Source organism: Sinorhizobium psoraleae, assembly GCF_013283645.1.
GTDB lineage: Bacteria > Pseudomonadota > Alphaproteobacteria > Rhizobiales > Rhizobiaceae > Sinorhizobium > Sinorhizobium psoraleae.
This window is the reverse complement of record NZ_JABEKV010000013.1, coordinates 1-23825: the sequence shown is the minus strand read 5'-3', so window position 1 is coordinate 23825 and position 23825 is coordinate 1. Positions and strand designations below refer to the sequence as shown.

The 23825-nt window shown below is 59.1% G+C and carries 23 protein-coding genes and 4 pseudogenes; 8 read left to right on the top strand and 19 right to left on the bottom strand.

Annotation, left to right across the window (positions count from 1 at the left end; genetic code table 11):
- Nucleotides 1-8: 8 nt before the first annotated feature.
- Nucleotides 9-449: pseudogene (locus ILFOPFJJ_RS32130) on the top strand (TraH family protein); the annotation flags it as partial.
- A gap of 191 nt (nucleotides 450-640) precedes the next feature.
- On the opposite strand, the gene ILFOPFJJ_RS35665 reads toward ILFOPFJJ_RS32130, so the two are convergent.
- Both ILFOPFJJ_RS35665 and ILFOPFJJ_RS32120 read right to left on the bottom strand, forming a co-directional pair.
- Complete coding sequence (locus ILFOPFJJ_RS35665) at nucleotides 641-805, bottom strand: hypothetical protein (protein WP_246299960.1); 165 nt, start codon at nucleotides 803-805, stop codon at nucleotides 641-643.
- A gap of 278 nt (nucleotides 806-1083) precedes the next feature.
- Nucleotides 1084-1314: a helix-turn-helix domain-containing protein gene (locus tag ILFOPFJJ_RS32120; RefSeq protein ID WP_173514499.1), complete on the bottom strand. Its 231-nt coding sequence runs from the start codon at nucleotides 1312-1314 to the stop codon at nucleotides 1084-1086.
- A gap of 194 nt (nucleotides 1315-1508) precedes the next feature.
- On the opposite strand from ILFOPFJJ_RS32120, the gene ILFOPFJJ_RS32115 reads away from it, so the two are divergent.
- Complete coding sequence (locus tag ILFOPFJJ_RS32115) at nucleotides 1509-1826, top strand: transcriptional repressor TraM (RefSeq protein ID WP_246299959.1); 318 nt, start codon at nucleotides 1509-1511, stop codon at nucleotides 1824-1826.
- 3 nt (nucleotides 1827-1829) lie between these two features.
- Here the strand turns inward: ILFOPFJJ_RS32115 and ILFOPFJJ_RS32110 are convergent, their stop codons facing one another.
- The 13 genes and pseudogenes from ILFOPFJJ_RS32110 to traI form a co-directional block, all read right to left on the bottom strand.
- Nucleotides 1830-2534 carry an autoinducer binding domain-containing protein gene (locus ILFOPFJJ_RS32110; protein ID WP_312032771.1) on the bottom strand — a complete coding sequence of 235 codons (705 nt, stop codon included), beginning with the start codon at nucleotides 2532-2534 and terminating at the stop codon, nucleotides 1830-1832.
- Between the two features lie 333 nt (nucleotides 2535-2867).
- The gene (gene trbI / locus ILFOPFJJ_RS32105; protein WP_173514496.1) at nucleotides 2868-4169 is read right to left on the bottom strand and encodes an IncP-type conjugal transfer protein TrbI; all 1302 of its coding nucleotides are present in this window, start codon (nucleotides 4167-4169) and stop codon (nucleotides 2868-2870) included.
- A gap of 11 nt (nucleotides 4170-4180) precedes the next feature.
- Nucleotides 4181-4618 carry a conjugal transfer protein TrbH gene (trbH, locus tag ILFOPFJJ_RS32100; RefSeq protein ID WP_173514495.1) on the bottom strand — a complete coding sequence of 146 codons (438 nt, stop codon included), beginning with the start codon at nucleotides 4616-4618 and terminating at the stop codon, nucleotides 4181-4183.
- A 3-nt stretch (nucleotides 4619-4621) separates the two neighbouring features.
- The gene (gene trbG, locus ILFOPFJJ_RS32095; RefSeq protein WP_173514494.1) at nucleotides 4622-5434 is read right to left on the bottom strand and encodes a P-type conjugative transfer protein TrbG; all 813 of its coding nucleotides are present in this window, start codon (nucleotides 5432-5434) and stop codon (nucleotides 4622-4624) included.
- Between the two features lie 17 nt (nucleotides 5435-5451).
- Complete coding sequence (locus ILFOPFJJ_RS32090; protein WP_173514493.1) at nucleotides 5452-6114, bottom strand: conjugal transfer protein TrbF; 663 nt, start codon at nucleotides 6112-6114, stop codon at nucleotides 5452-5454.
- Nucleotides 6115-6138: 24 nt separating this feature from the next.
- On the bottom strand, nucleotides 6139-7317 hold the full coding sequence (gene trbL, locus ILFOPFJJ_RS32085; RefSeq protein WP_210267683.1) for a P-type conjugative transfer protein TrbL: 1179 nt from the start codon (nucleotides 7315-7317) through the stop codon (nucleotides 6139-6141).
- Between the two features lie 4 nt (nucleotides 7318-7321).
- Nucleotides 7322-7498, bottom strand: a complete 177-nt coding sequence (trbK, locus tag ILFOPFJJ_RS32080; RefSeq protein WP_173514492.1) for an entry exclusion protein TrbK — start codon at nucleotides 7496-7498, stop codon at nucleotides 7322-7324.
- Complete coding sequence (trbJ, locus tag ILFOPFJJ_RS32075; protein WP_173514491.1) at nucleotides 7492-8286, bottom strand: P-type conjugative transfer protein TrbJ; 795 nt, start codon at nucleotides 8284-8286, stop codon at nucleotides 7492-7494. Before trbJ ends, trbK begins: the two co-directional genes overlap by 7 nt.
- Nucleotides 8258-10714: a conjugal transfer protein TrbE gene (locus tag ILFOPFJJ_RS32070; protein ID WP_173514490.1), complete on the bottom strand. Its 2457-nt coding sequence runs from the start codon at nucleotides 10712-10714 to the stop codon at nucleotides 8258-8260. Before ILFOPFJJ_RS32070 ends, trbJ begins: the two co-directional genes overlap by 29 nt.
- A 10-nt stretch (nucleotides 10715-10724) precedes the next feature.
- Nucleotides 10725-11024: a conjugal transfer protein TrbD gene (locus ILFOPFJJ_RS32065; RefSeq protein WP_173514489.1), complete on the bottom strand. Its 300-nt coding sequence runs from the start codon at nucleotides 11022-11024 to the stop codon at nucleotides 10725-10727.
- Nucleotides 11017-11400 (bottom strand): TrbC/VirB2 family protein, encoded by a 384-nt coding sequence (locus ILFOPFJJ_RS32060; RefSeq protein WP_173514488.1) that lies wholly within the window; start codon nucleotides 11398-11400, stop codon nucleotides 11017-11019. Before ILFOPFJJ_RS32060 ends, ILFOPFJJ_RS32065 begins: the two co-directional genes overlap by 8 nt.
- The gene (gene trbB / locus ILFOPFJJ_RS32055; protein WP_173514529.1) at nucleotides 11390-12367 is read right to left on the bottom strand and encodes a P-type conjugative transfer ATPase TrbB; all 978 of its coding nucleotides are present in this window, start codon (nucleotides 12365-12367) and stop codon (nucleotides 11390-11392) included. Before trbB ends, ILFOPFJJ_RS32060 begins: the two co-directional genes overlap by 11 nt.
- 12 nt (nucleotides 12368-12379) lie before the next feature.
- Nucleotides 12380-13003 (bottom strand): annotated as a pseudogene (gene traI / locus ILFOPFJJ_RS35660) (acyl-homoserine-lactone synthase); the annotation flags it as partial.
- A gap of 698 nt (nucleotides 13004-13701) precedes the next feature.
- Between traI and repA the strand changes: the two are divergent.
- The 3 genes from repA to repC all read left to right on the top strand — a co-directional run bounded on the left by repA (nucleotide 13702) and on the right by repC (nucleotide 17334).
- Nucleotides 13702-14925, top strand: coding sequence for a plasmid partitioning protein RepA (repA, locus tag ILFOPFJJ_RS32045; protein ID WP_173514487.1), 1224 nt, complete (start codon nucleotides 13702-13704; stop codon nucleotides 14923-14925).
- A 56-nt stretch (nucleotides 14926-14981) separates the two neighbouring features.
- Nucleotides 14982-15962: a plasmid partitioning protein RepB gene (gene repB, locus ILFOPFJJ_RS32040; protein WP_173514486.1), complete on the top strand. Its 981-nt coding sequence runs from the start codon at nucleotides 14982-14984 to the stop codon at nucleotides 15960-15962.
- Between the two features lie 157 nt (nucleotides 15963-16119).
- The gene (gene repC, locus ILFOPFJJ_RS32035) at nucleotides 16120-17334 is read left to right on the top strand and encodes a plasmid replication protein RepC (RefSeq protein WP_173514485.1); all 1215 of its coding nucleotides are present in this window, start codon (nucleotides 16120-16122) and stop codon (nucleotides 17332-17334) included.
- 687 nt (nucleotides 17335-18021) lie between these two features.
- Here repC and ILFOPFJJ_RS32030 read toward each other — a convergent pair.
- Nucleotides 18022-18228, bottom strand: coding sequence for a hypothetical protein (locus ILFOPFJJ_RS32030; RefSeq protein ID WP_173514484.1), 207 nt, complete (start codon nucleotides 18226-18228; stop codon nucleotides 18022-18024).
- Nucleotides 18229-18808: 580 nt separating this feature from the next.
- Between ILFOPFJJ_RS32030 and ILFOPFJJ_RS32025 the strand changes: the two genes are divergently transcribed.
- Nucleotides 18809-19843, top strand: a complete 1035-nt coding sequence (locus tag ILFOPFJJ_RS32025; RefSeq protein ID WP_173514483.1) for a nucleotidyltransferase and HEPN domain-containing protein — start codon at nucleotides 18809-18811, stop codon at nucleotides 19841-19843.
- Here the strand turns inward: ILFOPFJJ_RS32025 and ILFOPFJJ_RS32020 are convergent.
- Nucleotides 19803-20018, bottom strand: coding sequence for a hypothetical protein (locus tag ILFOPFJJ_RS32020; RefSeq protein WP_173514479.1), 216 nt, complete (start codon nucleotides 20016-20018; stop codon nucleotides 19803-19805). The two genes, ILFOPFJJ_RS32025 and ILFOPFJJ_RS32020, sit on opposite strands and share 41 nt — an antisense overlap.
- A gap of 1 nt (nucleotide 20019) precedes the next feature.
- Here ILFOPFJJ_RS32020 and ILFOPFJJ_RS32015 point away from each other — a divergent pair, with 1 nt between their 5' ends.
- A complete protein-coding gene (locus ILFOPFJJ_RS32015; RefSeq protein ID WP_173514482.1) occupies nucleotides 20020-20268 on the top strand; it encodes a cold-shock protein in 249 nt (82 codons plus the stop codon).
- 253 nt (nucleotides 20269-20521) lie between these two features.
- On the opposite strand, the gene ILFOPFJJ_RS32010 is transcribed toward ILFOPFJJ_RS32015, so the two are convergent.
- Together ILFOPFJJ_RS32010 and ILFOPFJJ_RS35655 are read right to left on the bottom strand one after the other, a co-directional pair.
- Nucleotides 20522-21439, bottom strand: coding sequence for a recombinase family protein (locus ILFOPFJJ_RS32010; protein ID WP_173514481.1), 918 nt, complete (start codon nucleotides 21437-21439; stop codon nucleotides 20522-20524).
- Nucleotides 21440-22534: 1095 nt separating this feature from the next.
- Nucleotides 22535-22788 (bottom strand): annotated as a pseudogene (locus tag ILFOPFJJ_RS35655) (IS66 family transposase); the annotation flags it as partial.
- Between the two features lie 180 nt (nucleotides 22789-22968).
- Between ILFOPFJJ_RS35655 and ILFOPFJJ_RS32000 the strand changes: the two are divergent.
- Nucleotides 22969-23704, top strand: a pseudogene (locus ILFOPFJJ_RS32000) (NYN domain-containing protein).
- Nucleotides 23705-23825 lie beyond the last annotated feature (121 nt).

The following is a 23825-nucleotide window of genomic DNA, read 5'->3' as shown; positions in this document are numbered from 1 at the left end:
GAGACGTCATGTTGGATGCTACCCTGATCAAAGAATGCGCCGATCCTTCTCTCAAGCCGGCGATCGTCGAGCAGTTCGTGGCGGCCGCAGGCTCGCCGGACCCGCTCGCCATTTCCGTTAAATCGGGCGGCCGATTGATCCTCGTGCCTAAGGCTGCAACGGCCGACGCGGCGTTAGCGATCGTGCGTCAATATGTCGGAAAGGCCGTAGTCCGCGTCGGCTTAACACAGTTTCCGGCGGACGTTGGCGTGAAGAACGCAGCGGACCTTCAGCTGGACCTCGTCGATAGCTGCGAAAACCTTCGCAAGGGAACATCGATGTTTGCCAAGGTCCTGCGGATCGTTGCCAAGTGGTACGGCAACCCCGAGAGCGAAGATGTCTTTCCTCAGATATTCGAGGATGCGGTCTACGCGTGGAAGACCGGGGAATTCGAAGGCGTGAGCGTGTTTTAAGCTCCTGATCCGGACGGAGCGGTCGTCGACCATAGGGGCGGGCCAACAAGCAGCGAAGAGAAGGAAACCGGTGATGCGGACCCTGCGCCAGCGAGTGAGGTCGAAGACTTAGCTCAGCAGGAAATTGGCAGTGCTGGCATGCGGATCGACTTGTCGAGGATTGGCGGGAAGTAACCGTTCGCGTGCGCTCAGGCTTCCGCAAGAAAGTAGCGCGTGAGAACCGCGCCGTCCGCACCTTCGAGCGTCACCTCGATGACCTCGTTTACGATTTCAGACCCCTCTTCCAGTTCCTCCAGGATAAGGGCAAACAGTTGTCGATGCAGCTCAGGAAGCACCTGGGGCGCGACGATCACCAGGCCTGCATGTAGTTTCTTCTTTTTGCATAGAGCCTGCGGAAGTCGCGAGCGTTGGTGGTGACGAAAACGTGAAATCCGAACCGATGATATGAGGCATTAGATCCCAGTCGGCTTCGCCGCTCAATCCCAGCCAATTGACATGGAAACAGTCGTGGCCGCGCGCCTGAGCTACGGCCACGAGAGACGTGTGGAGGCATTCATCGATTATGAGCTTCACGAGGTCGAGCCAGGGCGTTTTCGACCCTTAACTTTCCGAAGTCGCAGGAAGGCCGGTTTCAACCGCTTTTGGTCGACGTCGTAAAGCGTGTCAGAAGTGCGGCTGGTTCCACACCCAGCGCTTCGGAAATTTGGCCAAGCACGGTGACCGTGGCAGAAACATCGGCGCGTTCGATCGCTCCAATATGGCGGGCGCTCAGACCCGAGCGGTGCGCTAATTCTTCCTGCGTCAGTTGCTTGTCATGACGTAGACGACGCAGATTGGTCGCCATGACCTCCTTGAGATCCATGACGTGAGCGGAGCCTGAACCGGAATGATCGTTCCAGGAACGATAGTTCCGATTCAGCGCGACATGTGATATTGCGCGGCCAATGCAGTCGGAATGTTCGTCTGCAACACGAGCCGTGCAGTTATGGCATTAGATCGTCTAATGCGGACCAAGGCGTGTTTTCGGGTAAAGGAATGAGGTTCGAGGAGAGACGGATGAAAGATGTAGGTCCCTCCCAAGGCAAAAGAGACGAGAGGGAACCGCGATACGTTTCGATGCAAAAGTCAGAACTAGAAGCCTTGGCAGTCTCCGCTATTCGCGAACACCGCCGACTTCTTGCGGCCGATCAGGCCATCTACGAAGAGTGGTCGCGCGCAAGCGATGATCCGTCGATCGCTAGTTCCGTGCTCCAGACGCTCCAGGACGAATACATCGCGCGCCAAAAGATCTCCGAGGCTCAACATGAGGAACTCTCGGAAATTCTGGACGCACTCGGCTTCATTCCAGTCGTGCCTTTGGAGGATAACAACTAGAGCTCAGACCAGACCACGATCCTTGGCGATGGCAACGAGTTGCGTCACCGTCTTTGCGTCAAGCTTTTCACGAGCGTTATCCAGATGGTGCTGCACGGTTCTGGGAGTGATGCCGGTAAGTTTCGCGGTGTCAGGCGTGTTCTTTCCCCTCGTCGCCCACATTACGCATGTCAGTTCGCGCGGCGACAGCATTCGCTTAGGACTGACTGCCGTCTTTGCCGCAAGGATCTTCAGTTGATAGTGAACGGCCATCACCACTTGAACCGCCTTTTTGGCATCGAGCAGGCCTGAAATGTCCACCTCTCTTTCGCGCGATGCGAAGGTCAGCATCATCGTGGATTGGAAACTTCCCTCGACCGGAATGGTGACGCCGCAACGAATGCCGTGGTCGACTGCCTGGTCGCGAAACCGCCGAAGAGGAGAAGATCCTCGCGCGGGCCAATCGTCGGCGGTCCAGAAAAACATATCGCGTCTGCGTTTTGCTTCCGTTACCACGGGATCGATGCGCGAATATTTGCTGCCGAGGTAGATGTCCTGCCATGGCTCGGGATAGGAGTTGAACGTCCGGATGTCGAGGCCTTCTGTCTGCAGATAAGCAAACCGGTCATACCCGTGGCAACGCGCGAAGTTTCTGAGCGCACTCTTGATCATGTGCTCGTCTTGCGCAGCTTCCAGCATATCGATTAGCGATCGAAGGTCCGGGTCCACTGACATCTCTCCTATCTTCTTGACCCGGCGAATTCGTTCTTTGACGATGATGATCAGCCCAATGTGACACGACCTCAAGCCGGTTGGGCCATCGGATCACGGCTGCGATTCACGCACAGAGTCAACGTTTGACGGCACCCTCCGGTGCCTGCTCATGCGAAGCAGTCCCTCGGGCCGTGTATACTAGCACTACCTGCGCTGATGCAGCTTTCAAGCTCCGGCAGCCCAAAAAATGGACAAACTGAGGAAAAACTGTGCACTGCAGTGATTGTACCGCGACACCCCGCGTCAACCAGCGGCAGATCGACGGAGCAGGTCTCTGGCACTGCGCCGCTAATTTGCGTGGTAGGCGGACGAAAAGATGATGTCCTGGTCGACAAGGACATTGAATTTGTAGCCGGGCCGAACGCGGATCGTCGGCTGGACATTCAGGTTTTTCGAAATGGTCTGCTCAGCCACCCGGCCGAAGGATTCAACGAAGCTTCGTCGTGCGGCGTCCGAAGCAGTATCCTGTATCGCCAGTGTCGAGCTTTCGGGCATCGACACATCGATTCCGGCCCCAATCAGCGCGATCAGCGCAGCCGAGCCGAAGGTCCGCCAGAGGTGGCGATCGATCTTGTCCTTTAAGCCTTCATAACCTTCGGCATCGGTCCCTGCCATGCCACCGATCTGCAGCGTCGAGCCGTTCGGGAAGATGAGATCGGTCCAGACGACCAGAACGCGCTCCTGACCGAAGGAAATCTTCGAATCATAGCGGCCGAACAGCTTCGCGCCTTGCGGGATCAAGAGCCGATAGCCGGTGGCGCTGTCGTAGACATTCTGGCTGACTTGCGCGGTGATCCTGCCCGGCAGGTCGGAATTGAGGCCGGTGATCAAAGTGGCCGGGATGACCGAGCCGCGCTTCAACTCATAGGTCGAGATCTGCGGCACGACCTTGTTCGGCAGGTAGCCGAGATCCATGATATCCTGATTGAAGAAATCCTCCTTCGATGTCTGGCCGTTTTGTTCGACGTTCTGCCCCGTGAGCCCGGATTTCATGGCGGCCGCGTAGAGGTCCGAAGCATTGGTTGCTGTCGCCGTCGAATTCTGCCGCCCGGTGTCGGTAGGATTTGCCGCAGTCTTCTCGGCATCGGAGATGTCGACTTTCAACGGAGAGTCGAGAGCTGTGGCGCGCGCCTGAAGGCGTGCCATCCGCTGGCGCTGCGCTTCACGGATATACTGCTCGTCCTGCTCACGCTCCAGCCGGGCCCTCCACTCTTCCTCCGACTCGATCCGCGGTCGGCGCTCTTGTCGTTCCACCGGTTGGCGCTCGACAGCGGGTTCCTGTTTCTCCTCCTTCTGGACGATGACGGGTGTTGGCTGGAAGACGTCCTGCCTTTCAGGCTCGCCGATGATGCCGTCCGAGATACCCCTTTTTAGCTGGTCCCCAAAGTTCGTCGCCGGGGAATTGGATGCGCTGTCGAGATCGTTCCCACGGTTGAAGGTCAGCCCGCGCAACGAAAGACCGATCGCGACGACGCCGAAGAACAGCACGATGACGACGATGGCGATGATGATCGGCAGCCGGCTGAGACGGCGCATGCCCTGTCGATCCTCGGCATTGCCGGACGTGCCGAGCTGAAGCGACTGAACCATGTGTATCTCCGTCAGTGGCGCCGCATGATTGAAAGTGGGCTCGCCGGTGTGGCTCCAGCTGCCGTGGGCGTATAGACACGGCCGAGCGCGATCGAGGGCGTCGTCAGCCGGGCAAGTACCTGGCCGTCAAAGCTGTCGAGCGACCACGCAAGTTCCACCGGCTTCCGGTCCTTGTCGACTTTTCCATCGGTGACGACGGTGTAACCCCAGCCCTTCAGGGCAGCCTCGAGCGCCATCGCGAACTCTGACGTGTCGTTCTTCATCTTGATGGTTGTCGTGCCGGGGAGACCGATTTGCTCGGCAAGCCGGCTCACCATGTCACCCGCGATGGCGCTCGCAGCGAGATCGGCCACAGGCATAGGACTAGAGCTTGTGGTCAAGCCAACGTCGTCACTTTGGCAACCGGAAAGAAGGGCAGTGGCGACGATCAAGGGAAGAATTTTCCGCATCGTTCAACCTCCCCGCCGGATGGTGATCTTCTGCTGGCGCCAGCCAACACCGGAGACGAGGATCGCTTTGTCGACGGCATAGTCGACGATCATCATGTCGTCCTTCATGCGATAGTTGACGATGCGGTTCTGGCCGCCAGAGACGACGAACAGCACCGGCGCATCCTGGCCGGAAATGGACCTCGGAAACTGAATGTAGGTTTTCGCGCCGTCCGAATAGACCCGCTTCGGTCGCCAGCGCGCGTTCCCACTCACGGAATAGGAGAAGTTGAGCTTATCCGGCGCCGTCCCCGGAATACCGCCGGTCTCGAGCCGGGCATTGATGTCGGCGAGCTTGGTCGAGGTGTCTTCGGGATATTCGAAGCCGACGCGGGCCATGTATTGGCTCGGATGGGCTTTGAGCTGGATATGGTATGTGCGCCGCGATGTCGTCACCACCATCGAGGTGACGAGGCCAGGTTCCGAAGGCTTGACGATCAGATGGATCGCCTGCCCACTGGCCGCGCCTGATGTCGCCGGTTCGACCTTCCAGCGAACGGTGTCGCCGACCAGGACGTCGCGGACGATCTCGCCGCCCTGCAGCTCGATATCGCAAACCTGCAGCGGCGAGCAGACGACGGACGGCTGCGTTTCGCCAAACAGGAAGATCACCTTTCCGTCCGGTCCCGTGGTGACGAGGCCCGGCGTGCCCCGCCACTTACTTGAGAGTTTGGTGCCTTTTGCCTCGTTGGTCGTCATGCTTTGCGCGTGAGCGCCGCTCACAAGGACGAGTCCGGCCATGCAGCCGACGGCTGCGATCAATCCTGTTTTGTGCACGTGAGAACTCCCTGCCCTTAAAGCTGTGCCGTCCAGTCGAAGTCGCGGACATAGAGGCCGATCGGATTGAGACGGATCGTCGCCTCGTCCTGCGGCACAGTCAGCGCGACCGTCGCGATCCCGCGAAACCGGCGTGTGCCGGTTTCCTTGCCCTTTCGATCACGCTCATATTCGGTCCAGTCGATCTGATAGGTCTGGTTCGAGAGCGCTACGATGTTGTTGACCTCGATGGCGATGATGGATGTCTTCGCCTTTTCGAACGGCGAATTGCCCCGGAACCAGGCGTTGATCTTCTCCGTCGAGGGGTCGGAGGTGCGAAGGAGCGCGTAAGTTCGGTCGATATATTGTTTCTGCACAACGGCATCGGGCGTGATCGCACGGAAGCTGGTGACGAAATTGCCGAGTGTGGCGCGCACCACTCGCACATCCGCATATTCAATTTGTTCAGGGAAGCCGGCTGTGACCGAGGTTCCGAGCTTGTCGACTTCGATAATGTAGGGCACGAGCTTGACCTGGGTACTCAGGTGCATCGCATATCCGAAACCGATGACCGCCATGGTCAGGCCCAGAATGCCGACAATGCGCCAGGCAGCGGCGGCTCGCACATAGGATCCGTATCGTTCCGTCCATTCCTGCCGCGCGGCAAGATAGGGATTCTCGGGGGCGCGATTGGCTGCCATCGGTCGATCACTTTCTGATTGCTGTTAGTCTTTGCGTTCGGGAGGAGGCTTGTGCCCGCTGTAGCCTCCGCGGCTCTCATCGAGCTTGGCGTTAGCTAGGCCGAGGATCGATCCGGCATAGGCGCCGGGAGCGCCAATCGCCTTGTCCTTGGCCGCGGATCCAGCAGCACTACCGGCGGATCCGATCCCCGCGCCGAACCCTCGAAGAGTGGCACCAGCGACCGATGAACCGGCTGCTCGTGCCGACTGACTGGCCGAAAAACCCGCCCTCGCTGCACCCGCCGCCAGGAATGCGGCGCCTGCGGCGAAGGATGCCGCCTGGCCACCGTGGCGTATCGTTTCCATGCCCCCGGAAACCGAGGCGCCCTGGACAACGCCCTGAATGATATTCGGCACGTAGATCGCAATGATGAAGACGACCACGGCGATCCCGGCAATCGCGAGGGCAGTCTGGAACTGGTCGCCGACTTGGGGCTCATTCGCCAATCCGATGAGGACTTCCGATCCGATGCGGGAGATCATGACCAACGCCATGAGCTTCATGCCTACTGAGAAGGCATAAACCAGATAGCGGACGGCGAAGTCTTTGGTGAACGACGACCCTCCAAGGCCAAGCATGATCATTCCCGCAAGCAGGCCGAGATACATCTCAACCATGACGGACACGAAGATTGCCGCGACAAGAGAGAAAGAAATGACCACGACCACCATGGCGAAAGCGGCCGAGATAGCGAGCGCGTTGTCCTCGAAAAGGCCGAACTGGATTTTTTCGGACATCTTGGTTGCGACGGCGAGGCCGGCGTTGAAGACGTCCGCCGGCGACGCGGTGCCGCCTTCCGCCCCAATCTGGAAGAGACTATCGACGACGGCCTTGGCGAAGGTCGGCCCTTGCGCCAGCACGAACGCGAAGAAGCCGACGAACATGATGCGCCGGACGAGCTCGGCAAACCAGCTGTCGAGGGACGCGGCCTGAAGCGCAAGCCAGACCGCTGCGACGCCGATTTCGATGGTAGCAAGAATCCAGAACAACGACTTCGCGGCCTCCATGACGGTGGTCTCCCACCCTTTCGCAGCCGTTGTTATCTGGTTTTGAAGGGACGTCAGTACCGAGCCCTCCTGAGCCAAAGCGGGCTGTGTGGCCAATGCAGCAAAAGCCGCAAGCAGCATGGCTACGCGCAGCGCACGGAGTTGTTTCGCGTTCATGAGTTCACCATTCGAGTTTCATCTTCTCGCCGCCCGACGTGGGATACGCTTTCGGTGAGCCGAAGAACCTCGCGCGGCGCTCCTGCGCTGCCTGCTTTTCCGAGATGATGAACCAGGCGCTGGCGCTGCCGATGGTAAGAATTGTCGCGATTGCAATCAGGATCAGTTTCGCTCTCACCATTCTAACTCCATCTTTTCGCCCCCGGAGGTGGATGGCGCCGTTGCACCGAAGAACTTCTCCCGCCGTGCCTGAGCGAGGTCCTTGTCGCTCTGCTCGGTCTGAAGCCAGGTTCCCATCATCGTCATCTGCTGTGCGACCAGACCGCGGAGCTTCTGCATTTGCGCGACCTGCTGCGCGGCGATCTGATGGCCGACCTGCAGTGCCTTCATCTGCCCGTCGGCGGTCTCTGACAACGACCGTAACGAGGACATTGTGGTTTCCTCGCTGTCGAACTGATCGGCCGTAAGGCTTGCAGACTTCAGCGTACTCGCAATCGTGTCACGGTTGGTGTCGGACCAGGTCTGATAGGTTGAAGAGAACGTCTCGTTGCTTGGCAGGTCTGTCTTCAGGGTGGCATAGCTCTGGAACCGCTGCTGCAGCACGTCATCGGCGTTGCCCATGGAGAACGCGATGCTCTGGCCCTGATCGACGATGCTTCGGAGCTGATTGAGATCGCTCTCGACCTGCCCCCATATGTGCGATGGGAGCATCGCGGTGTTCTGCAGCAGGTTTTGATAGATGTTCAGCTGCGTCTCGATCTGTTGCGCGAGCTGGTTGATTTGCGTGAGCTGGTTCTGGACCTGCTCACCGGACTTCCCCACGAGTGCAACCAGCTCCCCATTGTTGAGAAGCTGCGTCCACTCGGTCGCCGCACCTATCGCGGTCCCTGCGTCGGCGGGCGTGATAGTTACGGCCAGGACCGCCAGACCGGCGAGCAAACTATTCGACGTTGAGCAGCGATGCGGCATCGTGAACTCCTCTCATCTGAAGCCAGTGGATCGGCCAATCGCGGCGGTGTTCGGAATGAAGTGTGCGGATGCGCTTCAAATCTTCCTTGCCGGATGCGCCGACGAAGCTGAGCGCCACCGGACCAAGGGCCATATCGAAGAGACGCCGGCCCTCAGGTGTGACGACGTAATATTCGCACTTGGGAATCGCGTTCGAAACGATCTCGATCTGCCGCTCGTTGAAGCCGATCCGCTCGTAGAACTCGCGCGTCCCCGGTTCGCGGGCGGCGCCGTTCGGTAGGCAGATCTTCGTCGGGCAGGATTCCTTGAGCACGTCGATGATCCCCGAGCGCTCGGCGTCTGAGATTGACTGTGTTGCGAGAACGACGGCGCAATTTGCCTTGCGCAGCACCTTCAGCCATTCGCGGATCTTGGCTCGGAACACCGGGTGGCCGAGCATCAACCACGCCTCGTCCAGCACGATCAGACTCGGCGAACCGTCGAGGCGCTTCTCAATTCGACGGAACAGATAGGTGAGCACGGGCACGAGATTGCGCTCGCCCATGTTCATGAGTTGCTCGATCTCGAAGCACTGGAAGGCGCCGAGCGTCAAGCCGTCCTCTTCCGCGTCGAGAAGCTGACCCATAGGCCCGTCGACAGTATAGTGATATAGCGCGTCCTTGATCTGGCGCATCTGAACGCCGCTCACGAAATCCGAAAGCGATCGGCCAGGTGCTTTCGCCATCAGCCCGACTTGGCGCGAGATGGCGTTACGATGATCGGGCGCGATGGTGATACCCTGCAGCGCGACCAGCATTTCGATCCACTCGGTCGCCCAGGCGCGATCGCCGTCAGTGGAAAGCTCCGACAGCGGGCAGAAGGCGAGCGCCCTCCCCTCTTCCTCGCCGTCGCCGCCGATCTCGTAGTGATCCCCTCCGGTACCCAGGGTCAGCGGTAACAGCGAGTTCCCTTTGTCGAAGGCGAAGATCTGGGCGCATTCGTAGCGCCGGAACTGTGCCGCGATCAGTGCGAGAAGGGTTGACTTGCCCGAGCCGGTGGGACCGAAGATCAGCGTGTGGCCGACGTCATCGACGTGCAGGTTCAGCCGGAACGGCGTCGAGCCGCTCGCAACCTGTATCAGGGGCGGCGAATTCTGGGGATAGAAGGGGCACGGCGCCACAGGCGAGCCGGACCAGACCGAATTGAGAGGAATGAGATCGGCAAGGTTGCTGGTGTTGATCAGCGGTTCGCGGATATTGCAGTACCAGTTTCCCGGTAGGCTACCGAGATAAGCGTCGGTTGCGTTGAGCGTCTCGATCCGCGCGCCAAATCCCTCGGCCTGGATCAGTCGCCGGATCGTCTCGGCTTTTTCCCGCAATGCCTCCCGATCATTGTCGAAGAGAATAATCACGGGCGTGTAATAGCCGTAGGCGACAAGCTGCGACGACGCTTGCGCGATCGCATCCTCAGTTTCGGCCACCATTGTCATCGCGTCCTGATCGACCGACCGGCTTTGCGTCTGGAATAGCTGGTCGAAGAACGGACGAACTTTCTGTTGCCACTTCTTACGGGTCCGCTCCAGCTTTTGACGCGCCTCTTCCGCGTCAAGGAAGATGAAGCGCGACGACCAGCGATAAGTGAGCGGCATCAGGTCGAGGCTGTTGAGGATCCCCGGCCAGCTCTCCGCCGGCAGACCATCGATCGCCACGACGCCGAGAAACCGGTTCTCGACCTTCGGCGTCAGACCGTGCTCGAGTTCGGCAGTCGCGATCCAGTCGAGATACATGGGAGCAGCCGGCAATCGGATCGGATGGTTTTCGCCAGTGATGCAGAATCGGACGAACTGGAGCAGCTCGTCATAGCGGGCGATGCGCTGCCCTCCCCTCTCGGCAACCTCTCGCGTTTCCATGCGTCGAATCGACAGCGTGTTCGCGAAATATTGCTCAATCTCGCGGATGGCGTTCTTGAAGATGAAGAGCGCCATGTCGGCATAGGTCTTCTTACGGCTTTCCTCATCGGAATAGATGTATTTGCTGAGAGCCGTCTTTTTGGATTCAAGCGGCCGATAAGTCAGGATCAGCGCATGCTTGCTCTCGAAGTGTGCCCTCTCGCGCGCGAAATGAGCCCGGCGCTCCGCGTCGATCGCCCGCGTGACAGCATCGGGGAAATGGCAGCGGTCTTCCGAGGCATAATCGTACGTCGGGATACGGACGGCTTCGACTTGAATCATCCAGCCGGTTCCGAGCCGCGACAGGATTGCGTTGATCTGGCGCGATAGCTCGTTGCGTTCGAGGTCTGTGGCGCTGTCGGAGTCCGGCCCGGCAAAATACCAGCCGGCCATCAGGCTTCCGTCTTTCAACAGAAGAACGCCGTTGTCGACTAGGCCGGCATAGGGGACGAGATCCGCGAAGGATGGGCCGGTTGCCCGGAAGCGTTTGAGCGCGACCATACCAGGCTCCTCAATACCGCCGCCACGGAGACGTGGTCGCCTTGTAGTGGGGTTTGTACGAGATATGGCGGACATAAACCTGCCGCATGAGCGGGTCCGACTTCGCCATCGTGCGGAGCAAGCCGACGATCACGATCCATACGGCAACTCCGAAGAGCGCCGAGAAAATAGTCAGCACCACAAAAATCAGGATGACGGCGGCAAGCCCGGCGATCAGAACCAATTCCCGGTCCGCGCCCATCAGGAGGTTCGGCCGGGAGAGCGCACGGTGAATGCGATTGCTGTGACGTCCGGATAGCGCCTCAGCCATGAGCCCCTTCCCCTCCTGCACACGGGCGTGTCGAAGTGAGCTGATCATCGCTCAGACTGATCGAAGCGCCGGTCGCACCGAACAGGCCGACAATGGTCGTGGCGCCGAGGAGGATGCCGGCAACAAGCACGACATACATCAGCCGCCGCGCGAAATCGTTCAGCTCACCGCCGAAAATCAGCATGCCGCCGGCGATCGCGACTGCCGCAAGTGCGATGTAGCCCGCGACTGGCCCCGTGATGGACTCCTGGATCTGCTCGAGCGGACCTTCCCAAGGCAGACTACCGCCTGAACTGGCCAGTGCCGGTGCGACCGACGCCAAAATGACTGGCGCAGCAAGAAGCGCGATGGAGACAAACTCATTCTTACGCGACATGTCGCGCCTCCTGTTCTTCGACGAGTTGGTCGGATTCGATCTCGTATTGGCCGTTGGCAAAGCGCTCGACCTGAATGATGTCGCTCACACGCCGGCCTCGCGGCGTACGCTCGATGGAAACGATGAGGTCGACAGCCTCCCCGATCACCTCGTGCATCGGCTGTTGACTGGCTTCGGCCGTCAGCTGTTCCAGGCGGCGAAGCGCGGAGGCAGCCGTGTTGGAGTGAACCGTTGCCAGCCCCCCGGGGTGACCCGTATTCCAAGCCTTTAGAAGCGTTAGTGCGGCGCCGTCGCGGACCTCGCCGACGACTATGCGGTCCGGGCGCAGGCGCATCGTGCTCTTGAGGAGCCGCGCCATATCGATTGCATCACTCGTGCGTAGGAAAAGCGCGTTCTCAGCCACGCATTGGATTTCGACTGTATCTTCGAGAATGACGAGCCGGTCTTCTGGTGCGCTCTTCACAATCTCAAAGATTACAGCATTCGCCAGCGTCGTCTTGCCGGAACCGGTCCCACCGGAAATGATGATGTTGAGGCGTGAGCCAATGGCGCTGCGGATCGTCGCAGCCTGGGTCTCGGTCATGACTCCGGAGCGAACATAGTCGTCGAGCGGGATCAGGCGGGATGCCCGACGACGAATCGTGAAGGCGGGCTTCGCGACCACTGGCGGCAATAGGCCCTCGAAACGATGCCCGCCGATCGGGAGTTCTCCGGAAATAATAGGTTGGTCCGTATCGACCTCGGACTGAAGCGCGTGGGCAACCGTACCGATCACCATTTCCGCCGCAGTTGATGACATCTCTCCGGCCGGCGCCACGCCATGCCCAAGCCGTTCGATGAACAGCTTTCCATCGGGATTCAGCATAATCTCGACGACGTTGCTATCGTCCAGTGCTACGCAAAGCTGGTCGCCAAGTGCCTCCTGAAGCTTGCGGACGAGTCGAGGATGGGAGCGAAGCTGTGTCACGGATTTCTCCTTAGCTGCTTGGCCAAGATGACTGGTGATGTTGGAGCGGTAATTGGCGGGGCGGAGCTTCATGAATGTGTCCGCATTCGCGGGCAGAGTGCCGGCCACGGCCATGGTCGCCCCGATCCTTCTTGGCTCGCCAAGGCGCTGAAGCGGCCAACCGACACGGGCGAGGATCCGCTCAAAGCGAATGTCCGTTACCGTGACGATCTCGGTGAACCGGTTCGCCATCGACCACTCGATTATCCCCGCGAACATGGTGAGCGTTGCCTCGTGAATAGGACCGTCTCCCCTGCCCTCAGCAAGCGAGGTGTCCACGCAAAAGCGCGAGCTCTCGACCATGGATGAATGAGCGCCGAGCTGCCCGGCAGATAGGAGCGAGGGGAAAACGTTCGCCACCATCGTTGGGCCCAATGCAGGAAGGAGGCGGGCACATCCAGCCAAACGACCCATCTTGGCGACGGCTAGAATGTAGGCCGGTTGGATATCGTCAAAAGCATCCGACTCACAGCCTCCTGCAACATTGACGTCCCAACCCAACCGATCGGAAAAGACGCGGGCGCGCAGCTGATGATGGCTGTGGAGAAGCCGGGCTTCTTCGGTATTCCGGGGCTTTGAGATCGCGAGAACCTGCATGAATTTCTCCGTCGTTGAAAATCGTCGCGGAGATGAGCACGGATCCGAATCGCTGGGCAGTTGTAGAATTCAACAGGGTTGTGCTGGGGGTGATTCGGGCGTTAGCTTTGAGCGAAGATCGTTGGCGTGGCCCCCACGAGATCGCGGGATTCACAGGAGAACAGTTGGGGATCAAGCTGGCGGAAGCGTCGGGTAAGCCTCGGAGCGAAAAAACTAAAGCGAAGAACCCTCCTGGGGTTCTCCCGGACCCTTGAAAGCCGCCAAGAGGGAGAGATGGCGATAGCAAATCGAGTAGAATCAGTTGTGCGCTCGAAGGAAGATGCGGGCAGCAAGATCATGCGCCACGCAGGGCGTCTGTCCGGGCCGCAACTTAGAACTCGCACGTATCCGCCAAGACTGAGTCGGGTGAGCCGCGGGGAGGAATATGACCGCTATTTCGCAGTGAAGTTTCGTAGCCCGGCGAACGGCCGTATTTCTCCCCTGGAAAAGTGCTGGCGCCCAGCGCAGCGCAAGCGACCATCTAAGTACCTAGGAATAAAGAAGAAACACGTGTGTTTTGCCCGCGAGCCGGGACCGCTCGGGAGGCGGTATTAACCCCTTGTTAACTCTATATTCCTTGTCAGCCGGCTAGAATCGCACATAATAACGATTATGTCGGTTCTCGGGCCGAAAAACCGTTATTCGAGAGTTCCCTTGCAATGAACGCTAATTCGCCGTCCGTCGCTCCCGCACAGCCGATGCATTTCGAGGATCTCATCCTCGAACAGGGCGATCTGATTTCGAAGAAACTGCATCTTTTGAGCATGCAGCAGTTCCCGCCGAATGCCAAGAAACTGCTTCGCCAGTTCTCGCTTTCGGAAGTGGCGCAATTCCTGGGCGTCTCGCAAAGCACGCTGAAAAAACTCCACCTTGAGGGAAAAGGTCCCCTCCCCCAGACATCGTCGTCGGGTCGCCGTTCTTATAGTGCCGAGCAGATGGTGGAACTGCGTCAGTATCTCGATCAGCATGGACGATCGGAAGCCAGGAACTACGTGCCGCACCGTCGGACGGGCGAAAAGCTCCAGGTCATTGCCGTTGTCAATTTCAAGGGCGGTTCGGGCAAGACGACGACGGCCGCTCATCTTGCCCAGTACATGGCGTTGACCGGGCACCGTGTCTTGGCGGTGGACCTCGACCCGCAGGCGTCACTTTCGTCGCTTCACGGTTTTCAGCCCGAGCTCGACATGTCGCCCTCGCTCTATGAGGCGCTCAGATATGACGATCAACGCCGATCGATCAGCGAGATCATCCAGCCTACCAATTTCCCGGGCCTCGATATTGTGCCTGCGAACCTCGAACTTCAGGAGTACGAGTACGACACGCCGCTTGCGATGTCGAACAAGAGCTCGAATGATGGCAAGACCTTCTTCACGCGGATTTCGCGCGCGCTGGCGGAAGTCGACGACCGCTACGACATTGTCGTTATCGACTGCCCTCCCCAGCTCGGCTATCTCACAATCACCGCGCTGACTGCGGCGACGAGCGTCCTGATCACGATCCATCCGCAGATGCTCGACGTCATGTCGATGGGCCAGTTCCTTTTGATGCTGGGCGGGATCCTGAAGCCTATCCGGGACGCGGGTGCGGCTGTCAATCTCGAATGGTATCGCTACCTGATCACCCGGTACGAGCCAACGGACGGGCCGCAGGCGCAGATGGTGGGCTTCATGCAGACCTTATTCCATCAGTTCGTGCTGAAGAACCAGATGCTGAAATCGACAGCGGTTTCAGACGCCGGCATCACCAAGCAGACACTGTACGAAGTCGACAAGAGCCAGATGACGCGGTCCACCTATGAGCGCGCGATGGACTCGTTGAACGCGGTCAACGCCGAGATCACAGAACTCGTCCATGCCTCCTGGGGCAGGAAGGTTGTCAGTTGAGAAGCGTAAACTTCCCCCGGACGGTCCGGTAGATCGTAGGCAAACGGAGCAGGCAGATGGCGAGAAAGAACCTACTGGCGGGACTGGTAGACGCAGCGGAAATCCCGCACGCAGACGTTACGCCCACCTATCCGATGCGCGGCGCATCGAAGAGCATGGTGCGCTCACTCGACGAGTTGTCGCGCCAAGCCGACAAATTTCTCGAAGGGGAAACGGTCGTCGAACTCGAACCTGAGACACTCGATAGTTCGTTCGTCTCTGATCGCATGGACGATAATCCCGAGCAGTTCGAGGAGTTGAAGCAGGCGATCGCCGAGCGCGGGCAGGATACGCCTATCCTTGTGCGCCCTCACCCGTCGGCGACCGGCCGTTACCAGATCGTCTTTGGACATCGCCGCGCCCGGGTTGCCCGTGAGCTCCGCCGCAAGGTCAAGGCGGTCGTAAAGGCGCTGGATGACCGTACGCACGTTATCGCCCAGGGACAAGAAAACTCGGCGCGCGCCAACCTCTCCTTCATCGAACGCGCGAACTTCGCCTCGCACCTCGAGAAGCTTGGCTATGACCGGACAATCATAGGATTGGCGCTTGCTGCCAATGCGGCCGCCATCTCGAAAATGATCGCCGTAACGGATCGCATTCCTGACGAGACAATCGCAAGGATTGGGCCCTGCCCGACGGTCGGCCGAGAACGCTGGGTCGAGCTGTCCTTGCTTGTGGGCAAAACCGCCAACGAAGGGAAGGTGAGGGCGATCGTCTCTGATCCCTCCTTCGACGAACTGAGCACCGACGAACGCTTCAATGCCCTGTTTTCTGGTCTGAACAGCGCGGCGAAGCCTGTGCGGAAGACGGCTCCCAAGAGCATGGAGAACTGGCAACCGGCGGACAAGACCGTCTCCGCTAAGTATTCGAACTCCGGCAAGGCGTTTGTCTTGTCTATGAAATCAAGGAATGCCGGCCCCTTTGGGCGGTATGTTGCAGACAACCTGGACCGGCTCTACGCCGAGTTCCTGGCACAGGGTAATCGGAAGGAAGACTGAGGACGCAAAAGAAAAAGGCCCCCAGACGGTAACCATCGTGGAAGCCTCTCTCATCGTTTAGCAGCCTGAGAATCGCATTTCCACGAATCGCAGTCAAGAGTCTTTGGCACCGGAACGGGTGAGCGGACGTCTTTTGCCTGAAGATAGGTGAAAGAAGATGCAAGGTGGAAGTGTGACGACGCCCTTCGGGCGCCGATCGATGACGCTTGGCATGTTGGCAAGCGAATATATGTCACGTGCAATCGAACCCGAGACATCGGCCGACAAGTGGAAGCTGTTTCGAGCGCTCTGCGAAGCTAAGCCGAAGCTCGGCATCAGCGAGCGGGCGCTCTCGGTTATGAACGCACTTTTGAGCTTTTATCCCGAGACGACTTTGTCCGAGGAAAACGGGCTCATCGTGTTTCCCTCTAACATGCAGTTGTCGCTTCGCGCGCATGGCATGGCCGAAGCGACGTTGCGACGCCACATCGCAGCGCTCGTCGGCGCTGGCCTTCTGGCACGCCGCGATAGCCCAAATGGCAAACGCTACGCCCGAAAGGACGGAGACGGTGCAATCTATGAGGCCTATGGCTTTTCGTTAGCTCCGTTGCTGTCTCGCGCACGCGAGATCGAGCAAATAGCTGCCAATGTCGAGATGGAGCGACTGCAGTTGCGTAGACTTCGCGAGCGCCTGACGATCTGCCGGCGCGATATCGCTAAGCTGATTGAAGTCGCCCTCGAGGAGGGAGTGGACGGAAATTGGGACGCGATACACCAGCACTACCGCAGCCTGGTGGTGACCATTCCTCGAGTAGCGACCGTCGCGACTGTTGCTCCCATCCTCGAAGAGATGGAGATGTTGCACGAGGAAATCTCCAACCTTCTGGAAATTAGGGTAAAAATCGAAAATTTGAGCGCCAATCCTGATCAAACTGAGCGGCACAAACAGAGTTCAACTCCAGAATCCATTAATGAACTTGAACCTAGCTCTCGACAAGAGCGGGGGGAGAAGCCGAGCCAAGCCATAGACCCGCAGCGCGAGCGGATGAAGGAGTTTCCGTTGGGAATGGTGTTGCAGGCTTGCCCAACCATTTCAGATTATGGCCCCGGAGGCGCAGTGGCGAACTGGCGCGACTTGATGCAGGCCGCGGTGGTCGTCCGCTCAACGCTCCGCGTCAGTCCGTCGGCCTACCAGGATGCCTGCAAGGTCATGGGGCCCCAAAATGCCTCCGCCATCATGGCCTGCATTCTGGAGCGAGCAGAGCACATCAACTCGCCCGGCGGATATCTGCGGGATCTGACGTCTCGGGCAAAACGCGGCGAGTTTTCGCTGGGGCCGGTGTTGACGGCACTGCTCAGGGCGCGCGGCGGACGCGATCGATTGGCCTCGTGATCGAAGAACCTAGCTGATCGACAAGAACCGATGCCCTCAGTTCTTGGGCGCAGCTTGTTGTCGGCTGACAAAATCGGCAGATCAGTACGTCGAATCAACTGACTAGGGGAACTTATGTCTGACGCTGTCGCTTGCAATGGTCTCGGCAGGGGGAGACGGTACGGGGGCCTCACAGTGCGCCAGGAACTTTCGTCGGCGCATGGGGGACCCCAAAGGCAGGGACACTCCCGAACCAGTTCGCGGCTCCCTCAGCATTGTGCTCCAGTGGTTGGCGGAGACATTCGAGCATCGGACCAGAGATGGTTCCGCGCGAAGTGGCTTGATCATTGATGCGCTGTGATGATCCCTTTGCGAGTCTGAGGTGCTAGGACGACGCTGTGAAAGGCCGAATGGTACACCAGATTTTGGTTTTTTGGCTGCGAAGAAACGGGGACGTATTGCGTCCAAAATAGACTAGAAAAGTTGTCAGCTGACAAAAACCGATATTTTTGCAGACGAATCAAGGCGTTAATCCTAAATTGTCTCCGTTTGCTACTGAAGGAAGAGTTTAGGTCTCTAGGCGAGGATCGCCTGTTTGTTCGACGCGAGGCGTAAAGTTGTTCGTAATGCACCTTGCAGCCCAGACGATCGCGATTCAGGGCTTGCGACTTGGGTGACCTCCGAGCCGAGCCAGGAGGACGCATTTCGTCATTCTGCCAGAAGACCGTCGAACACTTCCAATAGTGCATTAGTGATCTCTTGGCCCAGCGCATTTCCTGCGGCGGCCATCGCAGCGTCGTCCATGTCGCGTGTTGCAAGTGCAAGGTCACCACCCTGATCGACGACGATTGATCGAGCGCGCTCTATCGCCCATCGGGCAAAATCTGCTCGGGATCCGATTGTTACCGTTTCCATATGAAACCCACACTCCTGTACCGGTCGCCAGTTGAAAGTTGTGTACCGCTACAGTTGTGGCCACGGACAATCAACAGTGCGGTTTGACAAAGTGTGGCGCTGGGCAGTCGACGCAGCTTATCTCGTGACGCAGGACGCGATGGTCTGGCCCATCCTTCTGAGAATTCAGTTAGCGATGGCACCGGTATTTACGCCTTTCTATGAAGGCGTCACGGCGGCGGAGACCGGGATGAGTGAGGAGGTTAATCCCTACCAGACCGCCACCCCAACACAGCGACTGGTACGCGGACTACGACGCTGCCATGGAGGCAGACGAGGCGACCAAACTCGACGACTAAAAGGGGCGTGTCCCGCGCCACCGCGCGCCGGGCAGACCCCGTGACGGCTTCCGGCGCGTTCCCGCGCCCATGACGATCATGAGAGCGTAGATTCTCGCCCCTTCCGCAAACCACCCCAGCACCGCGGCTAACAAATCTATTAGTCGCGCACAACGGGCGAACAGGACATGTTGGATCGGCAGGCCGAGACGACAGTTTACCGCCTCCCGGAATTCGACGATTCACTGGCGTGAGCACTCCCCATGAAATCCACCCTCGAGCATTTGCCGGAAGACAAGCAGCGGGAGCTCGCCCGCGTCGTCGAGATCATTCACGAGGAGTTTTCCGATGCGCTCGAGGGCAGTTTCACTGCTTTCAAGAAACGCGGGCGGATCCTGAAGATCATTCTGTTCGGCTCCTATGCCCGCGACACCTTTGTCGACGATCCGCACACGATGAAGGGCTATACCTCGGAGTTCGACATTCTCGTCCTCGTCAGCAGCCGCAAGCTCGCCGAGCCGCAATACTGGGACAGGGCCACCGACCGGTTGAAGTGGGACAAGGCCATATCGCCGCTGGTCCGGCTGATTGTGCACGGTGCGAGAGAGGTCAATAACTACCTCGCGGAGGGACAGTTTTTCTTCGTCGATATCCTGCGCGAGGGGATTGTGCTATATGAACTCGACGAGCGGCCGCTCGCGGAACCGAATGCGCTTGGTCCGGGCGATGCTCTCAAGGTGGCAAGGGAGTATTTCGACAGGCAACACACCAGCGCCCAAGGGTTCCTTGAGCTTAGCCGTGTGGCAATCTCCCGCAAGTGGGATATTCACGCGGCGTTCCTGCTCCACCAAGCCGTTGAGGCCGCTTATTCCGCTCTGCTATTAACCCTGACGAACCACAGCCTGCCCTCGCATAATCTGACGTTCTTGCGCGGGCTGGCCGAAGAGCGGGACCGGCGGCTTGTGGAGGCTTGGCCGCGCGAACAGCACCTTCACACCGTCTGGTTCAGAGTTCTCAATGCGGCCTATGTAAAGGCTCGCTATTCCCGCCGTTTTGAGGTCTCGGAGGAGGCGCTGTCCTGGCTGATGGAGCGCGCCAACGCCTTGTTTCTCCTAGTCGAGAGCATTTGCCGCCAGCGGCTAGCGATACTCGAACGTGAGCGCGTCGGGCACACTGATCTGTACGTGGGGCAGATTAGCTGGCGCAGGAAGCATGATCCTCGAATGAGCCATCGATCCCGAGCTTTCCTCCTGCTGCTCAACCGAAGCGCTGCAAGGAGCCGACTTGCGTCAAACTGATCTGTCTTGCAGATAAGATCGCTGAGCTTTCAAAACCTGAGGGCGCGCGGGTCGAAGTGCAGTACAGATTCAAAAACTGCTTGCCGGCCGTGCCCAGATTGACCCAGCCATCCTCCGTGTTCTCCTGCGACAGCACCTTCTTGATCAGCTGCCGCGAGACCTCGAAGGAAGACATTATGGCGACCGGTACGGTAAAATGGTTCAACGCGACGAAAAGCTTTGGTTTCATCCAGCCGGACGACGGCAGCGCCGATGTTTTTGTTCACATTTCCGCGGTGGAGCGGGCAGGAATGCGTGGCCTGAACGATGGCCAGAAGGTCAGCTATGAGCTGGTAAAGGATCGCAAGTCCGGCAAGATGTCGGCGGAGAATTTGCAGGCCTTGGCCGGTTTCTCACACGCGAACTTTTGGAAAGGCCGGGGTTGACTCGACCATTTCTGAAGCGATTCACCTCCTCCCGAACCGCTTCGGATCTTCCCCAGCTGTCCGTCACTTATCGAAGCCTGGCGCACCTCCTCCCGCGCCGGGTTTTTGTGGTGTTGGTACCAATTCCGCAGGGCAGGCTGCATGCCCTCACGCGAATGCTACTTGGCTGAAGGCTGTGGCGCGCGAAGCTGTCATCCGTTCGTTGGCGCCAATACGCGTCTTTGCAAGCTCGGTCGCCTTATGAACCAGACTCTCAGGAGCGAACCAACCCGAGTCGGCGGGCTTCGTCCAGCAGTGCCCTGACCGAAGACGGCTGCCATTTCCGGCCGCCACGCGGCGGTCGCTCCTGCATCTGGTCCAACTGAGCGGCAATGTCCCTGAGCGAAAGATCGGGATCGGCGATCGCGATGCCGGCAACCAGCCGCATCAGATGATGCTCGGGCGGCCGACGCGGGGAGCGGCTAAGCAGCTCCGGGTCTGCGAGCTTCTCGCGCACCATCCGGTGAACCGCCCGGCGCAAGCGTTCGACCGTCCAATCGCGGCCCCTGCGATTGAGGATCCGCACGACGTCGTCCCAGCTGTGCCGCGGCCGCAGCTGCCGGACCGTCGGCAGCCACGTCTGGGCCGTCGCAATCAACTCGTCGAGGTAGGCGCGCTCGCGCGCCGCGGAAACCGCACGGATCGCCTCCGGCCGCCGTTCCCGTAATCCCGGATTGCCGGCGAGCCGGCCGCGTGCCTTGGCGGCCTGCATGCCGGATTTGGTTCGCTCGGCGATCAGCGCGCGCTCGAGCTGGGCGACAGCGCCAAGCACCTGCAACGAAAACATGCCTTGCGGCGTCGAAGTATCGATCGGATCGCGCAGCGAGCGGAAATGAACGCCGCGCTCCTCCAGGTCCTCGATGACGTCGAGCAAATGGCTGACGGAGCGCGCCAGCCGATCCAGGCGGACGACAACGAGCACATCGCCGGCGGCAAGGTCTTTGAGAAGCTTCGCAAGAACCGGTCTCGCGCGTGACGCGCCGGATCTTTGCTCCTGGTGGATGCGGTGGCAGCCGGCCGCGCGCAACTCATCGACCTGCGCGTCGTTGAGCTGATCGTCCGTCGAAACGCGCGCGTATCCGATCAGCCTCTGCGGCAGGGGAGGGGGGTTGAGGTTCGCAGCTTTCGCCATCGGTTTCCTTTGTGCGTTTCGCGGCGGTTTGTACAAATAAGAAATGTGTCAGAAAAGATTCCTTTGCAGGCGTGTTTTAGGTCCGAAACAGAAGGCCGTACAGCACGAAATCTGGTCTGCAACAAGCATCGGGGCGTCGAAGGTCGGGAAATCGCGCCAGCGGCCTTCTGTGGCCGAAACCCCGTAAAACTCGCAGCTTTTGGAGGCGGGGCATAGCTCTGTAGCCTCAGTGGGCTCTGAATAACGATCTGATAGTGCTTCGCGCCGACAGATCGGCAGAAGTTCATTCCACGGCCTGGCCGACAAACTTGTATTTCCGCGGGGGCGGGGCTCCCCAGCGTTTAACAAGCGGATTTGCAGAGAGAGAGAGAGAGAGAGAGAGAGCATGGAGAGCATGGAGAGCATGGCGCAGGCGACGGCAAGGAGGCGGTCGATCACAGATCGCTGGACTCGACCGTGGCAGTGACTTTGAAGGGCAGCGTATTTCTATCGGCTTCTGAGGTCGTGTTGAACGGCGAGGCGCGCCCAAATGGTCATGGCGTTAGCCAGTCGGTCATGCAGGCCTACCTTTTGACGACGATACAGCTCTTGCCGAAACTTGGTGACCGGCGCGACTCCTGTCAAGGTGCGCAAGCGGCTTAGTCCACGCCGCTGCGGGGCATCGAACCTTCGACGAGCGATCTTTCCACTCCCGCAAGGATGCGAGGATCTCTACGTCATGCTGCTTGCTCTGCCCCCGGACTCCACCTAGGGCCTCGACGAGGCTGGCGGTAAGGCAATCGAGCCGATGGTGCGCCTGGTTGACCAGGCGGATCCGGCAAGAGCGTGGTGGCGCTGGGGGTCGTCAGTAGACACCAGTGCCCAAGTTGGCGGAATGTTAAGTATTTGAGATGATATACAAATTTTTCACCAACGGACGCTAACAGGGCGTATCCTTCCGTCATTCGGACGCAATTTTGCTTAATTAAGTATCGACAGTGATGTTTAGGATTTGCGAACGACTAATGTCAGTCGGCCTAGATTGGATTTGCCTGGAAATCCAGAATTCGGGCCTTTTTCGACTCGTTCACGTGCCTCAATTTGCCTGATGGAATAGTAGCCGTCAACTTTCAGGATGCCGGTGAGTCCAGAGAGATGACGCTTCACGGAATCGGGCGCCTCTGCTGTCTTCAAAATAATGGACCCCCATCGGCAGACTGGTCCCACCATAGGGGCGATCGTCGCGCATATGACCCAAAGCCAGACCTTGGTGGTTTCCCCGAACCGGGCGCTAAAGTGGGCAGGCGAGTCTCATCGGCAAAGATCCTTCGCCCTCCTTGACGCCTCTCGAGAATATAATCGGCCAGCATCTGCGGCAACGCCGGCGGCTATCAGCGTGATCTCATGCGAAAGGCGGCGCGCGGCCAGTTTTCGGTTGGACCGATTCTAATGGCCCTGATGCGGTTCAACCAAAGTCCGAGCAGGAAAGCCTGATATTGCGGTAGTGTAGTGGCTGATAGGTTGAGCCAATTTGGAGAGGAGAACGTTGCATGACGTCTGAGCCTCGATCACCGCGCCTTGCGGTGCTCATCGATGCCGACAACACTTCGGCAAAGATTGTCGACAGGCTGTTCGAAGAGGTCGCCAACATCGGCGAGGCCAGTGTCCGTCGCATCTACGGCGATTTCTCTGGCACACGTTCCAAGGCCTGGGCGGATGTCCTCGCGAAACACGCGATCATTCCGCAGCAGCAATTCGCCTACACGACCGGCAAGAATGCTTCGGATATCACGCTTGTGATCGACGCCATGGATCTGCTGCACAGTGGGCGCTTCGATGGATTCTGTCTCGTTTCGTCCGACAGCGACTTCACGCGTTTAGCGGCCCGAATCCGCGAGCAGGGCATCGATGTCTTTGGCTTCGGGGAGCAGAAGACTCCGGAGAGTTTCCGACAGGCCTGCCGTCGGTTTATTTACACCGAGAATCTTGTTCCTGGCGCGGTCAAAGAGGGGCAGAGCGCGGCGTCGACAACTCAGCCCCTCCGACCGGCAAGCGCCGCCGTGCCGTTGATCAAAAAGGGTGTTTGTCCAGGAAGAAGCCGAAGATGGCTGGGTCAACCTAAGCACAGTCGGCAAGCAGCTGCTTAACCTGGCGCCGGACTTTGACCCGCGCTCCTTCGGATTCCGAAAACTCATCGATCTCGTCCGGAAAACAAACCAGTTCGAGATCCAGCAGGCTGAGGGCGGTCCCGTCAGCATTCGGGTGAAACGAGCAGGCAAAAGTTAGCCTCGAGCGCGACGAAGGTCGCTTGTTTCGGCGTTGGCAGATGGGGTCGTCTAATCGCACGACGTTTTGCAAGCGTTTTTTTCAAAACTGTCCAACCGGAACTGAGGCCAGCGCCGGTGAG

Bases quoted from the DNA above. Each gene is read 5' to 3' on its own strand.
- ILFOPFJJ_RS32015 (WP_173514482.1), top strand. From the start codon at position 20,020: ATGGCGACCGGTACGGTAAAATGGTTCAACGCGACGAAAAGCTTTGGT.
- ILFOPFJJ_RS32025 (WP_173514483.1), top strand. From the start codon at position 18,809: ATGAAATCCACCCTCGAGCATTTGCCGGAAGACAAGCAGCGGGAGCTC.
- repA (WP_173514487.1), top strand. From the start codon at position 13,702: ATGAACGCTAATTCGCCGTCCGTCGCTCCCGCACAGCCGATGCATTTC.
- ILFOPFJJ_RS32030 (WP_173514484.1), bottom strand. From the start codon at position 18,228: ATGGAAACGGTAACAATCGGATCCCGAGCAGATTTTGCCCGATGGGCG.
- trbJ (WP_173514491.1), bottom strand. From the start codon at position 8,286: ATGCCGCATCGCTGCTCAACGTCGAATAGTTTGCTCGCCGGTCTGGCG.
- trbL (WP_210267683.1), bottom strand. From the start codon at position 7,317: ATGAACGCGAAACAACTCCGTGCGCTGCGCGTAGCCATGCTGCTTGCG.
- ILFOPFJJ_RS32120 (WP_173514499.1), bottom strand. From the start codon at position 1,314: ATGGATCTCAAGGAGGTCATGGCGACCAATCTGCGTCGTCTACGTCAT.
- ILFOPFJJ_RS32010 (WP_173514481.1), bottom strand. From the start codon at position 21,439: ATGGCGAAAGCTGCGAACCTCAACCCCCCTCCCCTGCCGCAGAGGCTG.
- trbK (WP_173514492.1), bottom strand. From the start codon at position 7,498: ATGGTGAGAGCGAAACTGATCCTGATTGCAATCGCGACAATTCTTACC.
- ILFOPFJJ_RS32020 (WP_173514479.1), bottom strand. From the start codon at position 20,018: ATGTCTTCCTTCGAGGTCTCGCGGCAGCTGATCAAGAAGGTGCTGTCG.
- repB (WP_173514486.1), top strand. From the start codon at position 14,982: ATGGCGAGAAAGAACCTACTGGCGGGACTGGTAGACGCAGCGGAAATC.
- ILFOPFJJ_RS32060 (WP_173514488.1), bottom strand. From the start codon at position 11,400: ATGTCGCGTAAGAATGAGTTTGTCTCCATCGCGCTTCTTGCTGCGCCA.
- ILFOPFJJ_RS32115 (WP_246299959.1), top strand. From the start codon at position 1,509: ATGAAAGATGTAGGTCCCTCCCAAGGCAAAAGAGACGAGAGGGAACCG.
- repC (WP_173514485.1), top strand. From the start codon at position 16,120: ATGCAAGGTGGAAGTGTGACGACGCCCTTCGGGCGCCGATCGATGACG.
- ILFOPFJJ_RS32065 (WP_173514489.1), bottom strand. From the start codon at position 11,024: ATGGCTGAGGCGCTATCCGGACGTCACAGCAATCGCATTCACCGTGCG.
- ILFOPFJJ_RS32070 (WP_173514490.1), bottom strand. From the start codon at position 10,714: ATGGTCGCGCTCAAACGCTTCCGGGCAACCGGCCCATCCTTCGCGGAT.
- trbI (WP_173514496.1), bottom strand. From the start codon at position 4,169: ATGGTTCAGTCGCTTCAGCTCGGCACGTCCGGCAATGCCGAGGATCGA.
- trbH (WP_173514495.1), bottom strand. From the start codon at position 4,618: ATGCGGAAAATTCTTCCCTTGATCGTCGCCACTGCCCTTCTTTCCGGT.
- ILFOPFJJ_RS32090 (WP_173514493.1), bottom strand. From the start codon at position 6,114: ATGGCAGCCAATCGCGCCCCCGAGAATCCCTATCTTGCCGCGCGGCAG.